Genomic DNA, 17,227 nt, shown 5'->3' with positions numbered 1-17,227 from the left:
CGGAAGGCTCCCCGCACAGTAAGGGAGTGTGATGTTGGTGAGAATTGCGGGCATATTTCTGGTTAGTTTGTTAGTAGGTTGTGTTACAGTTACTGAACAACCCGCTAATAATCAGTTCGATAAAATTAAAGCGGCGGAAGCGCGTATAAGTTTGGGGCTAAACTACCTGGAGTCGAGAGACATGATCCGGGCAAGGGAAAACCTTGAAAAAGCCGTGAGCTATGCGCCAAAATATTATCGCTCGTTGATCGCAATGGCTCACTTTTATCAAGAAGTCGGTGAAAACGGTCAAGCAGAGCAAGCCTATAAGAAGGCACTAAGGGAGTCGCCAAAGAACGGTGATGTTCTCAATAACTACGGTACATTTCTTTGTAAGATCGGACGCTATGACGAAGCCGATGCATTCTTTAACCGTGCTATTGAGCAGCCATATTATTACTTGATTTCAGCCAGCTACCAAAATGCGGCGATGTGTGCGCTTAAGCACGGTGATCAGGATAAGGCTGAATATTATTTCTCTCGTTCGTTGGATCATGACCCAAACCGAGTGGTTTCTATACTTCAGTTGACACAAATAGAAATACAAAAAAAGAAGTATCGTGAAGCAAGGGTCAGACTTTTAAAATTTCATAATAGATATGGGTATCGTGCATCGAGTTTAGGTCTGCTCATTCAACTAGAAAAACAAGCAGGCAATGAATCTCTGGCAAATAAATACGCAAGCGTATTAAAAGATAAATACCCAGACTCGATTCAATATCAGAAGTACGTAGCGAATGAGTATTGAACAAACTGCAGAAAATATGACTATTTCTACATTACCTCTGCCGGGTGATGTACTGCGCCAACAGCGCGAGAAGCTTGGGTTATCGCAAAAAGACATTGCTGACCGACTGCGACTCCGCTTAGCAGTGATTCAAAACATTGAAGAAAATAACTTCAAATCTGACCAAGTAGCCACTTTTACCCGTGGCTATTTGCGATCTTATGCAAAGGCGGTAGGGCTTTCTGATGATGAAGTTCTTCCTCTTTTAGAAGGCGCGCTTGAAGACGAGCACAAAGAGCACGCCATGCAAAGCTTTTCCCGTAAAACTAACCGCGAAAAACACGACAGCCGCATCATGCTAATTACTTGGGGTGTATTGGTCGTTTTAGTCGGAATTTCATCGGTTTGGTGGTGGCAAAATCAAAGCCAGGACACCTTATCTGTCTCTGAACTTGTCTCGTCTCAAGGGTCTTTGTCTCAGGAATCCGAAGCGGATTTAGCGGTGCTTGAAGCACAGCGCGAACTTAACGTTGCCTCTACGCAACCTTTGCAGCGAGAAGCATCTTCTCAAACAGAGCCCGATTCGCAAGCACAACCTGATGCTTCGAGTGTCGAAGCAACGACAGAAAACACATCAACAGAAGCTACGCCCGTTGATAACTCATCTACTGTTTCCGACCCAGAACCCGAGGTCGCAGTAGTTGAAAATGAACCCGCACAGCAGCCAGAAGCACCGTCGCAATCTGAAACTCCAGTAACATCAAATCAAGTATCTATGTCGTTTTCGGCAGATTGCTGGATTCAGGTTAAAGACGCAGATGGAAAAGTCCTTGCAACTGGTGTTAAAAAAGCGGGACATCAGCTTACTCTGAGCGGTCAAGCCCCTTACAGCGTCATATTAGGTGCTCCTGAGGGTGTTACAATGACATTTGCTGGTGAAGCGGTAGACCTTTCTGGGTATACTGCGGGCAAAGTAGCAAGATTCAAATTACCCTAGCAAGCTGAGTTAGTCTAAAAGCAATTATGCAACACGAATCCCCTATTAAACGTCGTGCATCGACCCGCATCAATGTGGGTGATGTGCCGATCGGTGACGGTGCCCCAATTGCGGTACAGTCCATGACCAACACCAGAACGACCGATGTTGACGCCACTGTGGAACAAATCCGGTCGTTGGAAAACGTTGGTGCAGATATTGTTCGTGTGTCGGTTCCTACTATGGAAGCGGCAGAAGCGTTCAAGCTTATTAAGCAGCAGGTGAAGGTGCCATTGGTTGCCGATATTCACTTTGATTACCGTATCGCATTGAAAGTTGCGGAGTACGGTGTTGACTGCCTTCGAATCAACCCAGGTAACATTGGTAATGAAGCTCGCGTTCGTTCGGTTGTCGATTGTGCGCGTGATAAAAACATTCCAATTCGCATTGGCGTAAATGGCGGTTCTTTGGAAAAAGATCTGCAGGTGAAATACGGCGAGCCAACACCAGAAGCTCTGGTGGAATCGGCAATGCGCCATGTGGATTACCTCGACCGTCTTAACTTCGACCAGTTCAAGGTCAGTGTTAAAGCTTCCGATGTTTTCCTAGCCGTCGATTCTTATCGTTTGCTGGCAAAAGAGATCGACCAACCCCTCCACCTCGGCATTACTGAGGCTGGTGGTGCGCGTGCTGGATCTGTGAAATCAGCGGTTGGCTTAGGCATGCTGCTTGCTGAAGGAATCGGTGACACGTTACGTATTTCTCTGGCAGCGAATCCGGTAGAGGAAATTAAAGTCGGCTTCGACATTCTGAAGTCACTTCGAATCCGCTCGCGCGGCATTAATTTTATTGCCTGCCCAAGCTGTTCACGCCAAGAGTTTGATGTGATCAACACAGTAAACGCGTTGGAAGAACGTCTCGAAGACATAATTACACCAATGGATGTATCCATTATCGGCTGTGTGGTGAACGGACCGGGTGAAGCAGAAGTTTCCCACCTAGGTCTTGCAGGCAGTAACAAGAAAAGTGCTTTTTACGAAGATGGTAAACGTCAAAAAGAGCGTTTCGACAATGATGATCTCGTTAACAAGCTAGAAGCGAAGATTCGCGCGAAAGCGTCGATGCTAGACGAGAATAACCGCATCGACATCAATTTAATCGATAAACAATAATCTCAACGGTATAAAACTGTGGCAAAAACGATACAAGCAATCCGAGGCATGAACGACTGCCTCCCAACACAATCTCCTCTTTGGCAAAAAGTGGAGAATGCGGTGAAACATGTGATCAGTGCGTACGGATACAGTGAAGTGCGCATGCCTATCGTTGAGATGACGCATCTATTCAGCCGAGCTATCGGTGAAGTCACCGATGTGGTTGAAAAAGAAATGTACACCTTTGAAGATCGCAACGGTGACAGCCTGACGCTTCGCCCTGAAGGCACCGCAGGTTGTGTACGTGCAGGTATTGAAAATGGTCTGCTTTACAACCAGGAACAGCGTTTGTGGTACATGGGACCTATGTTCCGTCATGAGCGCCCGCAAAAGGGTCGTTACCGCCAGTTCCACCAGTGTGGTGTTGAAGTCTTTGGTTTGAATGGACCAGATGTTGATGCTGAACTGATCATGCTAACGGCGCGTCTGTGGCGTGAGCTTGGCATCGACAAACACGTTCGCTTGGAACTGAACTCCATCGGTTCTTTAGAAGCTCGTGCAAATTACCGTACTGCTCTGATTGCATTTTTAGAGCAACACATTGATATCCTGGACGAAGACTGTAAACGTCGTATGCACACCAATCCACTTCGTGTGCTGGATACCAAAAACAAAGATATCCAGGCGATTCTTGTTGATGCGCCACAGTTGTCCGATTACCTTGACGAAGATTCTAAAGCACATTTTGCTGGTTTGTGTGAACTTCTTGACGCTGCTGGTATCGAATACCAAGTTAATCAGCGCCTGGTTCGTGGTCTGGATTACTACAACCGCACCGTATTTGAGTGGATCACTGAAAGCTTAGGCGCTCAGGGCACTGTATGTGGCGGCGGTCGCTACGATGGTCTGGTTGAGCAACTTGGCGGTAAAGCAACACCAGCCGTTGGCTTCGCGATGGGGCTTGAGCGTCTGGTATTGATGCTGGAAGAACTGGAACTGGCTGAAACTCGCCGAGCGGTTGACGTGTATATGGTGAGTGCTGGCGAAGGTACGCTGATGGCGAGTATGAAACTGGCAGAACAACTGCGTGAAACACTACCAGGTCTGCGCGTTATGACGCACTTTGGCGGTGGAAACTTTAAGAAACAATTTAAGCGTGCTGACAAAGTCGGCGCTGCAGTCGCACTTGTGCTGGGTGAAAATGAAGTAGCTGAAAGCACGGTAGTTCTGAAAGATCTACTTGGTGGCGAACAAACAACAGTAGCTCAGGCAGAGGTTGCCGAGCAACTTAAGCATTTGATCTAAAGAGGACAGGACGTGGAACTCTACGATACTGAAGAACAACAGGTAGAAGCCATTAAAGAATGGTGGAAAGAGAATGGTAAAGCGGTCATCGTAGGTGCGGTGGTTGGCTTAGGTGGTATTTTTGGCTGGCGTTTCTATCAAGATTCACAAGCTGATGCTCAGAATGCTGCCTCTTTGGCGTACGATGGTGTGCTAAAGCAAATTCAGACATCTGGTGCCGAGTCTTCTTCTGATGCATTGGCATTTATTGAAGCAAACAAAGATTCTCAATACTCCGTATTGGCTGCACTTCAACTGGCGAAAGCGTTTGTTGAAGCGGGTGAGCTAGACAAAGCACTTGAGCAACTAAGCTGGGCGAAAACGAACACCAAAGATGAGTCAATCGTTTCTCTTCTTACAGTGCGTGAAGCTCGTGTATTGGCAGAGCAGGAAAAGTTTGATGAAGCTCTGACTAAGCTAGATTCAGTGAAAGAAGCTGGTTGGGCAGGTCGAATTGCGGAGCTTCGTGGAGACATTCTGCTTCGTCAAGGCAACACTGAAGGCGCTTATGCTGCTTACTCTGAAGCGCAGCAGCAGTCTGACACAAGCCAAGCGCTACAAATGAAGCTGGACGATCTGGCGAAGTAAGGGTTACATCGAATGAAGAAAGTGCTCAACCGAGCTTTGATGTGCGCGCTGGCTGTTGCAGGTTTAGCAGGCTGTGCCGGTGAAGAAGACACCATCGTCATGGCACCATTGCCCGTTGTGGAAAGTCAGTTCACTCCAGAGAGAGAATGGTCTGCTTCTATTGGTGATGGAGTAGGGCACTACTTTTCGAAGTTAAAGCCTGTTTATGCATACGACAATGTTTTTGTCGCGAGTCGTGACGGTCAGGTCAAAGCGCTTGACCCAAACACTGGCAAGTCTAACTGGTCAGTGACTATTGAGTCTGAAACTACGGCACGTTTGTCCGGTGGTATTGCAGCAGCTTATGGCAAGCTGTTCATCGGCAGTGAAAACGGTGAGCTGATTGCACTATCGGCTGAGAACGGTGAGCTGCTTTGGCGTTCGAAAGTGGAAGGTGAAGTCCTCGCTTCTCCAGCAACTGACGCAAACCTGGTTATGGTTCATACCTCTCGCGGTGTCTTGGTTGCTCTAAACCAGGAAGATGGTTCTGAAGAGTGGACAGTGAGCTCAGAAGTACCCGCGCTGACATTGCGTGGTGATAGCACACCAGTGACAATTTCTGGTGGCGTGTTCTGGGGAACCGCTAATGGTCGAATTGCAGCAGCGATTGTGGCCCGTGGTCAGCTTATCTGGCAGCAACCTGTAGGCACACCAAAAGGTTCTACAGAAATTGATCGCCTGGTTGATGCAGATGCCTCTCCGGTTATCATCGGCAGCACCTTGTACATCGTAGGTGTCAATGGTCAGTTAGTTGCCATAGATTTAAGATCGGGTGCGCCTACTTGGAAACGTACCTATTCATCAGCGACGGATATGGTTACGGATGGTACAAATCTGTATCTGGTTACCGATAAAGATCATTTGGTTGCCGTTGATGCACGAAGTGGCACCGAGATCTGGAGTAACAATCAGTTAGAGCATCGCCTGCTCACCGCACCAAGCATTGTTAACGGACGTCTGGTTGTTGGCGATACAGAAGGTTACTTGCACTGGCTTGATATGGACTCTGGCGAGTTTGTCGCTCAGCAACTTGTGGATGACAGCGGTTTTGCTGTAGGTCCTGTGGTTGTTGATCAAAGCTACGTAGTGGTGACACGCTCTGGCTCTGTAAAGAAAATGCAGATTCAGTAGATAACGTGATATAATTCACAAACGGCTCTTGGCTGCTCTCAGTCAAGAGCCGTTTTATTGATAATTAACCCATGTGGTTATAGGTAAACTCAGGAAAGATCATCCACAGTTTACCTATAGCTACATTAAGAATAGAGATTGTAGAGGTACGTATGATTCCTGTAGTTGCTCTGGTTGGGCGTCCTAATGTGGGGAAATCGACGCTGTTTAACCGTCTGACTCGCACACGAGATGCGTTGGTCGCTGACTTTCCTGGTTTGACCCGGGATCGTAAATACGGTCAGGCTCAACTGGGTGAACACGAATTCATCGTTATTGATACTGGTGGTATCGACGGTACAGAAGAAGGTGTAGAAACCAAAATGGCGGAGCAGTCTCTGGCTGCGATTGATGAAGCCGATGTGGTTCTGTTTATGGTGGATGGACGCGCGGGGCTAACACCAGCGGATGAAGCTATTGCTCAGCACCTTCGAAAAATTGAAAAGCCAGCCATGCTGGTGGTGAACAAAGTAGACGGTATTGATGCCGATTCAGCCTGTGCCGATTTCTGGAAGCTGGGTGTTGATGACATGTACCAAATTGCTGCGGCTCATGGTCGTGGTGTAGCGGCTCTGATTGATCGTGCGCTAAACCCATTTGCTGAAGAGTTTGCCGCAAAGACCGAAGGCGAATTAGAAGACCTGACAGAATTTGAAGATCCAGAAGAAGAAAAACTGGATTACACCGAAGAAGAAGCGGAAGCGGAATTTAAGCGTCTTCAAGACCAGCCCATTAAGTTGGCAATCATTGGTCGTCCAAATGTTGGTAAGTCTACGTTAACCAACCGAATTCTCGGTGAAGAGCGTGTTGTCGTTTACGATATGCCAGGCACAACGCGTGACTCTATCTACATCCCGATGGAGCGTGATGAGCGCGAATACGTGCTTATCGACACTGCTGGCGTACGTCGTCGTACTCGTATCAATGAAACTGTTGAGAAATTCTCAGTGGTTAAGACGCTTAAAGCGGTTGAAGATGCGAACGTTGTCCTTTTAGTTATTGATGCACGTGAAAATATCTCTGATCAGGACCTAAGCTTACTCGGCTTTGCATTGAATGCTGGTCGTTCGATCGTTATCGCTGTGAACAAGTGGGACGGTCTGGATACCGACGTAAAAGAACAGGTTAAGAAAGAGCTCGATCGCCGTCTGGGCTTTGTTGACTTTGCTCGTATTCACTTTATTTCTGCGCTGCACGGTACTGGCGTTGGTCATTTGTTTGAGTCGGTTCAAGAAGCTTACAAATCTGCCACGACTCGTGTAGGTACTTCAGTGCTGACCCGTATCATGAAGATGGCACAAGACGATCACCAGCCACCAATGGTACGTGGACGTCGTGTGAAGTTAAAATACGCACACGCTGGTGGTTATAATCCACCAATCGTTGTCGTACACGGTAACCTAGTTCATGAATTACCGGACTCATACAAGCGCTACCTGATGAATTACTATCGTCGTTCGTTGGAAATCATGGGTACGCCGATTCGAATTCGTTTCCAGAGCAGCGACAACCCATTTGAGGGCAAGTCCAACAAGCTGACTCTTTCACAAGAGCGTAAGCGCAAGCGTTTAATGACCATGATGAAGAACCGAGACAGGTAGAAAGCAAAACTGTATAGAAGAAAGCGCTGAAAGGCGCTTTTTTTGTGTCTGTCGAAAATGAATGAGATATTTGGAGTAAGATCAGGCATTTTTTTCAACAAAAGTTTGGTTGAATTATTTAAAATCAGAGAGTTATGTCGAAAAACACATGTTGTAATTTCCATTTACATTCTATCGTCATCTGTTTTTTGATCGAATACAAAATATGGATAAATCTGTTTATTTATGTTGTCAGTAGATTTTTATTTCAACTAAAATCCAAAAACAGCACATGTAACTTATGCTTTCGGGGTGTGGTTATATAAATGTTCTTTTTGAGGCTGATCGCTGATCATATGTCATCTAGCAAAAGATCGGGAAAGATCTGCATGTGAGGTGTAACCAGTGCAGTCACATCCATATTACAGAAAAAATAGAGAGTTAGAAGCACGAAAATTTCTTTGCAACAAGACGTGATTCAGATCAAAGCGACTCAGCGTAGATAATCGCATTATCAATTTATCCCAGCAGGAAAGGTCGCTGGGGATCAATTGTTTTGAGGTATTAGTATGACCGAGAATAGCTGCAAAAAATGCGACAGTGAACTAAGGTGGAATGGCGGCTTATACCATTGTGATTTTTGCGAAGAAGACTACCAGAAGCTGGCGAACTGCCCAGATTGTAATATGCCTTTAGAAAAGCTTCAGGCATGTGGTTCGGCAAGCTATTTTTGTCATAGCTGCAATGAGCTAAAGTCTAAATCTCGAGTAAAATTTGTATACAAGTTAGAGAGTGAGCCCGTTTTATAGAAGCGCCCACTAACTGATATTATTCCGATACAATCGAACGAATTTCACCTTCAGCCAGTCGGGTGACCAGTACATCACCCGCTTCAACACTCTTATCTGTTGTTACAACTTTCCCATTCTCAAGCTGTGTAATGCTGTATCCACGCTTTAACGTTGCCAGCGGGCTGACCGTATCCAGTTTTTCGGCTGCCAGAGACAACTGATGCCGTGATAAAAGCAGTTGTCTGTCCATCGCATCAAACAGCTTGGTTTTGCTATTGGATAAACGGTTACTGAGATGATTGAGCTTTTGTTCCGGGCTATTTAGTGCAAGTCTGTGCTCTAGCGAGGTTATATTAAGCTGATGCGAAGACAGCTTTTTCATCACAGCAGAATGCAGACGTTGTTCTAATTCATCCAACTTTTGGCTCTGTTGTTGCAACTGAAAGCTAGGGTGTTGACGCTCTAGCTTTCTCTCTAGCAGAGACAGAGCCATTTTATGCTCTGATAAGAACCGGTGGAAACTTTGATGCAGGCTTTGCTGCTTTTGGCGTAGCGAAAGTACTTTGTGATTGTTATCCCGACTCACCAATTCTGCCGCGGCTGAAGGGGTAGGGGCCCGAACATCAGCAACAAAATCGGCAATGGTCACATCCACTTCATGACCCACTGCGGAAACAATCGGAATCTGACTGGCTGCAATTGTGCGTGCTAAGATTTCATTATTAAAGCACCACAGATCTTCCAAAGAGCCACCGCCTCGCCCGACAATCAGTACATCGCACTCGTTGCGTTCATTGGCTCTGCCAATCGCCTGAGCAATTGATATAGCAGCTTGTTCTCCCTGAACTATCGTTGGGTAAACCACAATCGGCAGACTAGGATCGCGGCGCTTTAACACGTCCAGAATGTCGTGTAGTGCTGCACCGGTCTTAGAGGTAATAACACCAACCTGCTTTGGGTTCTCTGGCAAAGGTTGCTTGGAGCTTTGAGCGAATAACCCTTCTGCCGCGAGTTTCATTTTCAGCTCTTCAAATTCTTGCTGAAGTCGACCATCGCCCTCGGGCTGCATGCTTTCGATGATTAATTGGTAGTCGCCACGAGGCTCGTACAGAGAAAGGCGTGCTTTCACTAAAACCTGATTTCCGTTTTGTGGCTTAAACGTTACCCGGCGATTATTGCCACGAAACATGGCGCATTTCACCTGTGCACGAGCGTCTTTTAACGTGAAATACCAATGCCCGGAGACGGGAGCAGAAAAATTAGAAATTTCGCCAACCAGCCAGACGATGCCCATTTCATTTTCGAGTAATAAACGAACTTCGGAATTCAGACGGGATACAGTGAAAATATTATTATTGGTCAGAGAAGACACAACTAATCTCGAAGGCGTGAATATGGAAATTAGCGGCAATATAATACATATCAAGGGGGTGAATGCAAATAAAAAATAAAAAAATGTGTGGTAAAGCGATTGCCCTGTGCGTATAATCCGGCTGCAATATCAAATCCAAATCACTTTATTATGCGAAACGATAAAGCTTGGATTTATTCCTATTAACACCCTGTTGTGAGATATTGCAAATGCTACGAATCGCAAAAGAAGCTTTAACTTTTGACGACGTTCTACTCGTCCCGGCACATTCTACTGTTCTTCCGAATACAGCTGATCTTCGCACTCAGCTAACAAAAAACATCACTCTTAACATTCCTATGATCTCCGCATCTATGGATACGGTAACGGAAGCTCGCCTGGCAATCGCGCTAGCGCAAGAAGGTGGTATCGGCTTTATCCACAAAAACATGTCAATTGAGCAACAAGCTCATCAGGTGCACCTAGTAAAGATTTTTGAAGCAGGTGTCGTTACTGCTCCTGTTACTGTTAAACCAACAGCAACCATCGAAGATGTTAAGGCTCTTACCGAAGAAAACGGCTTTGCTGGTTACCCTGTTGTTGCTGATAACAATGAGCTTGTAGGCATCATCACAGGTCGTGATGTTCGTTTTGTTACCGATCTAACTAAGAAAGTAGAAGACGTAATGACGCCAAAAGCGCGTCTGGCAACGGTGAAAGAAGGTGCTTCTCGTGAAGAAGTACAACAACTGATGCAAGAGCACCGCGTTGAAAAAGTACTGGTTGTGAATGATGAATTCCAACTAAAAGGTATGATCACTGCAAAAGACTTCCACAAAGCAGAGCGTAAACCTAACGCATGTAAAGACGATCAAGGTCGTCTGCGTGTAGGTGCGGCAGTAGGTGCAGGCGCTGGTAACGAAGAGCGTGTTAAAGCTCTGGTTGAAGCTGGTGTCGACATTCTGCTTATCGATTCTTCTCACGGTCACTCTGAAGGTGTTCTTAACCGTATTCGCGAAACGCGCGCGGCTTACCCTGATCTAGATATTATTGGTGGTAACGTTGCTACGGCTACAGGTGCGAAAGCTCTGATTGAAGCTGGCGTTAGCGCAGTGAAAGTGGGCATTGGTCCTGGTTCTATCTGTACAACTCGTATCGTAACGGGTGTTGGCGTTCCTCAAATCACGGCTATTTCTGATGCGGCAGATGCTGCAGCTGAATACGGCATTCCTGTCATCGCGGACGGTGGTATTCGTTACTCTGGCGACATCTGTAAAGCGATTGCTGCTGGTGCATCTTGTGTGATGGTTGGTTCTATGTTTGCAGGTACTGAAGAAGCACCGGGCGAAGTTGAGCTTTACCAAGGTCGTGCTTACAAGTCTTACCGTGGCATGGGCTCTCTGGGTGCAATGTCTAAAGGATCTTCTGATCGTTACTTCCAGTCTGATAACGCAGCAGACAAGTTGGTACCTGAAGGTATCGAAGGTCGTATCGCATACAAAGGTCGCCTAAAAGAGATCGTTCACCAGCAAATGGGTGGCTTGCGTTCAAGCATGGGTCTGACTGGCAGTGCAACGATCAACGACATGCGCACGAAAGCAGAATTTGTACGTATTTCAGGTGCAGGCATGAAAGAGTCGCACGTGCATGATGTACAAATGACCAAAGAAGCGCCGAACTACCGTACTGGTCAGTAAGCCAAATAAATTCTGAGGCAGCGACAAACTGGCTGCCTCTTCCCCGTATTTTGACAATGCTCAACTGTCTATCTTGAGAAAAGAAAATGACTAAAAACATTCATGACCAACGTATTCTGATCTTGGATTTCGGCTCACAGTACACGCAGCTCGTTGCTCGTCGTGTTCGTGAAATCGGTGTTTACTGTGAACTTTGGAGCTGGGATGTAGAAGAAGCGGACATCCGCGAATTCAACCCAGACGGCATCATCCTTTCAGGTGGTCCTGAGAGTGTAACGGAAGCAAACTCTCCGCGTGCTCCTCAATACGTATTCGATTCAGGTGTTCCTCTACTTGGTGTGTGTTACGGCATGCAGACCATGGCAGAACAGCTTGGTGGTAAAGTATCAACTTCTGACGAGCGTGAATTTGGTTACGCTGCAGTTGAAGTTTCTGGCGAATCTTCAATCTTTAAAGATCTTGAAGCAACTCAAGATGTTTGGATGAGCCACGGTGATAAAGTGGTAGAAATCCCACAAGGCTTCGTGAAAGTCGGTGAGACAGATACTTGCCCGTACGCTGCAATGGCGAACGAAGAGAAGAAATACTTCGGTGTTCAGTTCCACCCAGAAGTGACACACACGAAAAACGGTCTACAGATGCTAGAGAACTTTGTTCTTGGCGTATGTGGTTGTGAGCGTTTGTGGACCTCTGAATCCATCATCGAAGACGCTGTTGCTCGTATCAAAGAACAAGTGGGCGACGATGAAGTGATTCTAGGTTTGTCTGGCGGTGTTGACTCATCTGTAGTAGCCATGCTGGTTCACCGTGCTATCGGCGACAAGCTGACTTGTGTATTCGTAGATAACGGCTTGCTTCGCCTAAACGAAGCAGAGCAAGTTATGGACATGTTCGGCGACAAGTTTGGTCTGAATATCGTCCACGTGGACGCAGAAGAGCGCTTCCTTAAAGCACTGGAAGGCCAGTCTGACCCAGAAGTGAAACGTAAAACTATCGGTCACGTATTCGTTGAAGTATTCGATGAAGAGTCGAAGAAACTTGAAAACGCGAAATGGTTGGCTCAAGGCACAATCTACCCAGATGTTATTGAATCTGCGGCGTCTAAGACTGGTAAAGCACACGTTATCAAGTCTCACCACAATGTGGGTGGCTTGCCTGATGATATGGAAATGGGCTTGGTTGAACCGCTTCGCGAGCTGTTCAAAGATGAAGTTCGTAAGATTGGTCTGGAGCTAGGTCTTCCTTACAACATGCTTTACCGCCACCCGTTCCCGGGTCCTGGTCTGGGTGTTCGTGTTCTTGGTGAAATCAAGAAAGAGTACTGTGATCTACTGCGTCGTGCTGACGCGATCTTTATTGAAGAACTGCACAACGCCGACCTGTACAACAAGGTTTCTCAGGCATTCACTGTATTCCTGCCAGTTCGTTCTGTTGGTGTAATGGGTGATGGTCGTAAATACGATTGGGTAGTATCGCTACGCGCCGTTGAAACCATCGACTTTATGACAGCACACTGGGCACACCTTCCATACGACTTCCTGGGTAAGGTTTCTAACCGAATCATCAACGAAGTGGATGGTATTTCCCGCGTGGTTTACGATATTTCTGGTAAGCCACCAGCAACGATTGAGTGGGAATAATCCTTTTTTACTCATTCGTGAAATAAAGAATTGAAAATGCCCTCACAGCAATGTGAGGGCATTTTTTTATATTGATTACCCATACTTACACGGACTTACTGATTTGTTGGAAGTGTCGAAGGTACATTGATTATCTTGCTCTCACAATGGTAATGAAATGAAAGTAACAAAATACTTAATGTACGCTAGTGCGTTGATTTTTAGCACTAATAGTTTTGCAGAAGACGGCTTAACACTCGGTGACTTACTGAGTAATACAAAAAGCCTAACGGAAGAAAATGAGGTTCTGAAATCTTGGGGGGCGTTCACCAAGCTCAACTTTTCAGTCGATTCAGAAGGGCAACCTCAAAGTAAAGTCACTTACCTCAACAATCTCGATCAGTCAGTCGCCATTATCTCTACCCCTGAAGGCAGCATTGAAATGCTGGAAACGCCAAATGTCACGCTCTTCAAAGGTGCCGGGCAAACAGGGGTTTATGGATATGGGCAGTGTGGTGAGATGGATGCACCAACTCCAGTTCAGATGCGATTCTATTCAAGCTTGTTACAGTTTTTGCTGAGTGAAGCAAGCGCGGTAAAACCAGAGTCTATAAACCAAACGTTGAAGGTCTCTCGTGAAGAAAAACAGGAAAATGCTCAGGTTTGGATTGGCGACCCGATTGTTCTCGATGTTGGTGAAGACATGCCGATAGGCGACTACATTGAAGTTCAGGCACCTTGGGGAGTGTCTGGTGATATTCGTCGTAATACTTCTGATTTGAACTTTGATTTCAGTTACTTCTACTCGTACGAAGGCGGGAAAGATGAAATTAAACTCAAAGGGACATGGGAAAACACGCCTCAGCGCACAGACGGTTATAACCATGAGCCTACGGACAACTGGCTAGTATGTGTTGACGAAGCCTATCTGGAATCCGTTAACAAAGTAGGACCCGAAAATGTGGGGAAACTCGTGAAGCTAGCTAACCCATAAAGAATAAAAAAGGGGATGGTAAGTGCCATCCCCTTTTGCTAGTGAATTTCCATTACGTAGACGGTTGTTCTACACCGTCTGCTGCTTCATCAGCTTTCGGGGATTGACCCGTTTTACGCTTGTATTTCTCTTCCCAGTAGTCAGCGCCTTTAATGCCAAGTTTTACTGGGTTGAATGTGTACTCAGATACGCCAGCCTTCTGCTGTTCTTCGTAATCTTTCAGCGCTTTTAAGGCAGGTTTTGCCATAAAGAAGATGATAAGAATACCCACGATGTTCAGCCAGGCCATCAAGCCAACACCAACGTCACCCATTGCCCATGCAAGGTTCGCTGTTTTTACTGTTCCATAGAAGACCGCAGCCAGAAGAATCACTTTAAGCACAAACATCATGCCACTGACCTTAAATGAGCGGCGGATGTAAGCGATATTGGTTTCCGCTATGTAGTAGTAAGCCAGAATCGTAGTGAAAGAGAAGAAGAACAAAGCAAATGCAATGAACAGTTTACCTACACCCGGTAGGGTGCTCTCGATTGCCATCTGGGTGAATACCGGTCCATTTGCGCCAATGGTCGCTGGCAGGTTCTGAATCAGGAACTGACCTTCTGCGCCACCGTGAACGTTGTATGCACCTGTGATCAGAATCATGAATGCTGTTGCCGAACATACTAAGAGCGTATCAATGTAGATTGAGAAAGACTGAACTAACCCTTGCTGCGCTGGGTGATCGACACTTGCTGCTGCCGCTGCATGTGGGCCTGTTCCCTGACCCGCTTCATTCGAGTACACACCACGTTTTACACCCCAACCGATAGCGGCACCAAAGCCAGCCATAGGAGTAAATGCGTCACCTACGATCATTGCGAAGATACGAGGTACCTCGCCAATGTTCAGAAGGATGATGACAAACGCAATGATGATGTATGCCAAGGCCATGAAAGGCACGACAACCTGAGTGAAGTTGGCGATACGCTTTACACCACCGAAGATGATGAAAGCCAGAATGATAGAAATGAAGGTGCCGGTAAAGATTTTAGCAAAACTGTAAGTGCCCAGACCCGTATCAATCATCATTCCACTGCCAAACGCGGCTTCAACTGCATTACCGATACTGTTCGACTGAACACCCGGAAGCAGAACACCACAAGCAAAGATGGTAGCGATAGCGAAAATCCACGCGTACCACTTCTGACCCATCGCTTTTTCGATGTAGTAAGCTGGTCCACCACGGAACTCACCTTCATCTTCTTCTTTGTATATTTGTGCCAGAGTGGATTCTGCGTACGCAGTTGCTGCGCCTAGGAACGCTACAACCCACATCCAGAATACGGCACCTGGTCCACCAAAACCGATCGCTGCGGCAACACCCGCAATATTACCAGTACCCACACGACCAGACAGTGATACGGCCAAAGCCTGGAAGGAGGAGATACCCTTAGAAGAGCTTTTTCCTGATAACAGAAGACGCCACATTTCAGCGAAATGGCGTACTTGCACGAAGCGTGTAGTGATGGAATAGAACAGACCAGCACCCAGACACAAATAAATCAGTGCCGGGCTCCATATTATTCCGTTAAGAAAGTCGACGAGTGACTGCATGACTCTTTCCCTATTTTTGATGTTGTGTTTGTGTAAAAAGCGAACAACATATTAATCCCGTATGTAATCCGATTGTTAATATTTTTGGTTTGTTCGTGTTTTTACCGTGAAGTAGAGCACGTACCGCTAGGAATTTGAGTTTTTTTGGCTAAAAATTGCGCGAAATTAGAGCGTGATGTTAATTAATTTTTAATATAAATAAAGTTACCGATAATGATCTTGTAATTGGCGAAGAAAGATTGTTCGACTTTATGCTGATTTGATCGCATTTGGCGGAACTATTGAACATATCTGAAGTAAGAGAGATCATCATGCTGAATATCCGCTTTTTTCTCTGCCACGATATCTGCGAGTAACTTTCCTGACCCACACGCCAGTGTCCATCCTAAAGTGCCATGTCCCGTATTGGTGTATGCATTGCTTAACGGTGTTTTGCCGATAACTGGCGTGCCATCTGGGGTCATGGGTCTTAGCCCTGTCCAGTATTCTGCTTTTGAAACATTACTGGCCTTTGGGAACAGATCGGTCAGCACCTTGCTTATGGTTCTGGTTCGTTTGTGTGGCAGATCCTGACTAAAGCCTGCGAGTTCAGCTGTACCGGCGACGCGAATCCGATTTTCAAACCGTGTAATCGCGACCTTGTAAGTCTCGTCCATCACTGTGGACGTTGGCGCATTTTTACTGTCTTCAATGGGTACTGTGAGTGAATAGCCTTTTACAGGGTAAACTGGCAAATTAATGCCAAGGGTTTTTAACCAAGTGGCGGAGTGGCTTCCCATTGCAAAAACGTATTTGTCGGCAACAAACGTCTGCTTATCCGTGACCACTTTTGTGACCTGTCCGCTTTGGTGCTCTATCTTTTTAACCTGATGGAGGTAGTGAAATTCAATGCCCGCTTTGCGACATTCTTGTTCCAGTTGCTGGCAAAAAAGATAGCAGTCACCAGTTTCATCGTTGGGGAGATACAGCCCCCCTGTCAGCTTCTCTTTAACAGCCGCGAGCCCCGGTTCTTTCTGAATACACTGCTCCACATTGAGTAGATGATGCTCAACACCACTTTGCGCCAGAAGGTGCATGTCTTTGCCAATGGAATCAAGTTGAGAAGCGTGGCGAAATACCTGAAGCGTACCCAGTTCTTTGCCTTCAAAATTCAGGGGGAGACGGTCTTTTAACTCGCTGAGGCAACTTTTGCTGTAATTCGCCAGCCGAAGCATTCGGGATTTGTTTTGCTGGTACTTTTCAGTATTACAGTTAGCCAGCATTTTCAGGCTCCAGCCAACCATTTCAGCATTCAAAGGGGGAGAAATCTTGAGAGGAGCATGTGTCTGAACCAGCCACTTCAACGCTTTTTGGGGCACACCGGGCGCTGCCCAGGGCGCTGAGTACCCATAAGACAACTGCCCTGCATTGGCATAACTGGTTTCTAGTGCTGCTTGAGCCTGTCTGTCTATTACAGTCACATCAAACCCTGCTTGTCTTAAATACCAAGCACTGGTTAACCCAATTACACCACTACCAATCACAAGCGCTTTCATTGTCTTCTGCACCGCCACAGTTTTCA

General features: G+C 46.4%; 14 protein-coding genes. 11 read left to right on the top strand and 3 right to left on the bottom strand.

Going from position 1 to position 17,227, the window contains the following annotated elements; all coding sequences use genetic code 11:
* Positions 1-31: 31 nt before the first annotated feature.
* The 8 genes from pilW to INR79_RS14415 all read left to right on the top strand — a co-directional run bounded on the left by pilW (position 32) and on the right by INR79_RS14415 (position 8,426).
* Positions 32-787, top strand: coding sequence for a type IV pilus biogenesis/stability protein PilW (gene pilW, locus INR79_RS14450; protein WP_004401975.1), 756 nt, complete (start codon positions 32-34; stop codon positions 785-787).
* Positions 777-1,763: a cytoskeleton protein RodZ gene (gene rodZ / locus INR79_RS14445; protein WP_223094817.1), complete on the top strand. Its 987-nt coding sequence runs from the start codon at positions 777-779 to the stop codon at positions 1,761-1,763. The genes pilW and rodZ overlap by 11 nt, the downstream gene beginning before the upstream one ends.
* 26 nt (positions 1,764-1,789) lie before the next feature.
* The gene (gene ispG, locus INR79_RS14440; RefSeq protein WP_004401977.1) at positions 1,790-2,914 is read left to right on the top strand and encodes a flavodoxin-dependent (E)-4-hydroxy-3-methylbut-2-enyl-diphosphate synthase; all 1,125 of its coding nucleotides are present in this window, start codon (positions 1,790-1,792) and stop codon (positions 2,912-2,914) included.
* Between the two features lie 18 nt (positions 2,915-2,932).
* Positions 2,933-4,201 (top strand): histidine--tRNA ligase, encoded by a 1,269-nt coding sequence (gene hisS / locus INR79_RS14435; protein ID WP_223094816.1) that lies wholly within the window; start codon positions 2,933-2,935, stop codon positions 4,199-4,201.
* 12 nt (positions 4,202-4,213) lie between these two features.
* A complete protein-coding gene (locus INR79_RS14430; RefSeq protein ID WP_022596645.1) occupies positions 4,214-4,828 on the top strand; it encodes a YfgM family protein in 615 nt (204 codons plus the stop codon).
* Between the two features lie 12 nt (positions 4,829-4,840).
* The gene (gene bamB, locus INR79_RS14425) at positions 4,841-5,998 is read left to right on the top strand and encodes an outer membrane protein assembly factor BamB (protein WP_223094815.1); all 1,158 of its coding nucleotides are present in this window, start codon (positions 4,841-4,843) and stop codon (positions 5,996-5,998) included.
* A 152-nt stretch (positions 5,999-6,150) separates the two neighbouring features.
* Entirely contained in the window at positions 6,151-7,638 is a 1,488-nt protein-coding gene (der, locus tag INR79_RS14420) for a ribosome biogenesis GTPase Der (protein WP_004401981.1), read from the top strand.
* A gap of 548 nt (positions 7,639-8,186) precedes the next feature.
* On the top strand, positions 8,187-8,426 hold the full coding sequence (locus INR79_RS14415; RefSeq protein ID WP_022551457.1) for a zinc ribbon domain-containing protein: 240 nt from the start codon (positions 8,187-8,189) through the stop codon (positions 8,424-8,426).
* 19 nt (positions 8,427-8,445) lie between these two features.
* On the opposite strand, the gene xseA is transcribed toward INR79_RS14415, so the two are convergent.
* Positions 8,446-9,780, bottom strand: a complete 1,335-nt coding sequence (gene xseA, locus INR79_RS14410) for an exodeoxyribonuclease VII large subunit (RefSeq protein ID WP_223094813.1) — start codon at positions 9,778-9,780, stop codon at positions 8,446-8,448.
* Between the two features lie 209 nt (positions 9,781-9,989).
* On the opposite strand from xseA, the gene guaB reads away from it, so the two are divergent.
* From guaB to INR79_RS14395, 3 genes are all read left to right on the top strand, one after another.
* Positions 9,990-11,456 (top strand): IMP dehydrogenase, encoded by a 1,467-nt coding sequence (gene guaB / locus INR79_RS14405; RefSeq protein WP_004401984.1) that lies wholly within the window; start codon positions 9,990-9,992, stop codon positions 11,454-11,456.
* Positions 11,457-11,542: 86 nt separating this feature from the next.
* Positions 11,543-13,096, top strand: coding sequence for a glutamine-hydrolyzing GMP synthase (guaA, locus tag INR79_RS14400; protein WP_022590162.1), 1,554 nt, complete (start codon positions 11,543-11,545; stop codon positions 13,094-13,096).
* 157 nt (positions 13,097-13,253) lie between these two features.
* Positions 13,254-14,069 carry a hypothetical protein gene (locus INR79_RS14395; protein WP_223094811.1) on the top strand — a complete coding sequence of 272 codons (816 nt, stop codon included), beginning with the start codon at positions 13,254-13,256 and terminating at the stop codon, positions 14,067-14,069.
* Between the two features lie 52 nt (positions 14,070-14,121).
* Here INR79_RS14395 and INR79_RS14390 read toward each other — a convergent pair whose 3' ends face one another.
* Together INR79_RS14390 and INR79_RS14385 are read right to left on the bottom strand one after the other, a co-directional pair.
* A complete protein-coding gene (locus INR79_RS14390; RefSeq protein ID WP_022590164.1) occupies positions 14,122-15,666 on the bottom strand; it encodes an alanine/glycine:cation symporter family protein in 1,545 nt (514 codons plus the stop codon).
* A gap of 278 nt (positions 15,667-15,944) precedes the next feature.
* Positions 15,945-17,201 carry a D-amino acid dehydrogenase gene (locus INR79_RS14385; RefSeq protein ID WP_410482900.1) on the bottom strand — a complete coding sequence of 419 codons (1,257 nt, stop codon included), beginning with the start codon at positions 17,199-17,201 and terminating at the stop codon, positions 15,945-15,947.
* Positions 17,202-17,227 lie beyond the last annotated feature (26 nt).

The sequence above is a fragment of the Vibrio sp. SCSIO 43132 genome, assembly GCF_019904195.1.
Taxonomy (GTDB): Bacteria; Pseudomonadota; Gammaproteobacteria; order Enterobacterales; family Vibrionaceae; genus Vibrio; species Vibrio nigripulchritudo.
The sequence above is the reverse complement of the archived record's forward strand: the minus strand, read 5'-3'. Positions and strand labels throughout refer to the sequence as shown.

Bases quoted from the DNA above. Each gene is read 5' to 3' on its own strand.
- pilW (WP_004401975.1), top strand. From the start codon at position 32: ATGTTGGTGAGAATTGCGGGCATATTTCTGGTTAGTTTGTTAGTAGGT.
- rodZ (WP_223094817.1), top strand. From the start codon at position 777: ATGAGTATTGAACAAACTGCAGAAAATATGACTATTTCTACATTACCT.
- ispG (WP_004401977.1), top strand. From the start codon at position 1,790: ATGCAACACGAATCCCCTATTAAACGTCGTGCATCGACCCGCATCAAT.
- bamB (WP_223094815.1), top strand. From the start codon at position 4,841: ATGAAGAAAGTGCTCAACCGAGCTTTGATGTGCGCGCTGGCTGTTGCA.
- der (WP_004401981.1), top strand. From the start codon at position 6,151: ATGATTCCTGTAGTTGCTCTGGTTGGGCGTCCTAATGTGGGGAAATCG.
- INR79_RS14415 (WP_022551457.1), top strand. From the start codon at position 8,187: ATGACCGAGAATAGCTGCAAAAAATGCGACAGTGAACTAAGGTGGAAT.
- guaB (WP_004401984.1), top strand. From the start codon at position 9,990: ATGCTACGAATCGCAAAAGAAGCTTTAACTTTTGACGACGTTCTACTC.
- guaA (WP_022590162.1), top strand. From the start codon at position 11,543: ATGACTAAAAACATTCATGACCAACGTATTCTGATCTTGGATTTCGGC.
- INR79_RS14395 (WP_223094811.1), top strand. From the start codon at position 13,254: ATGAAAGTAACAAAATACTTAATGTACGCTAGTGCGTTGATTTTTAGC.
- INR79_RS14390 (WP_022590164.1), bottom strand. From the start codon at position 15,666: ATGCAGTCACTCGTCGACTTTCTTAACGGAATAATATGGAGCCCGGCA.
- INR79_RS14385 (WP_410482900.1), bottom strand. From the start codon at position 17,201: ATGAAAGCGCTTGTGATTGGTAGTGGTGTAATTGGGTTAACCAGTGCT.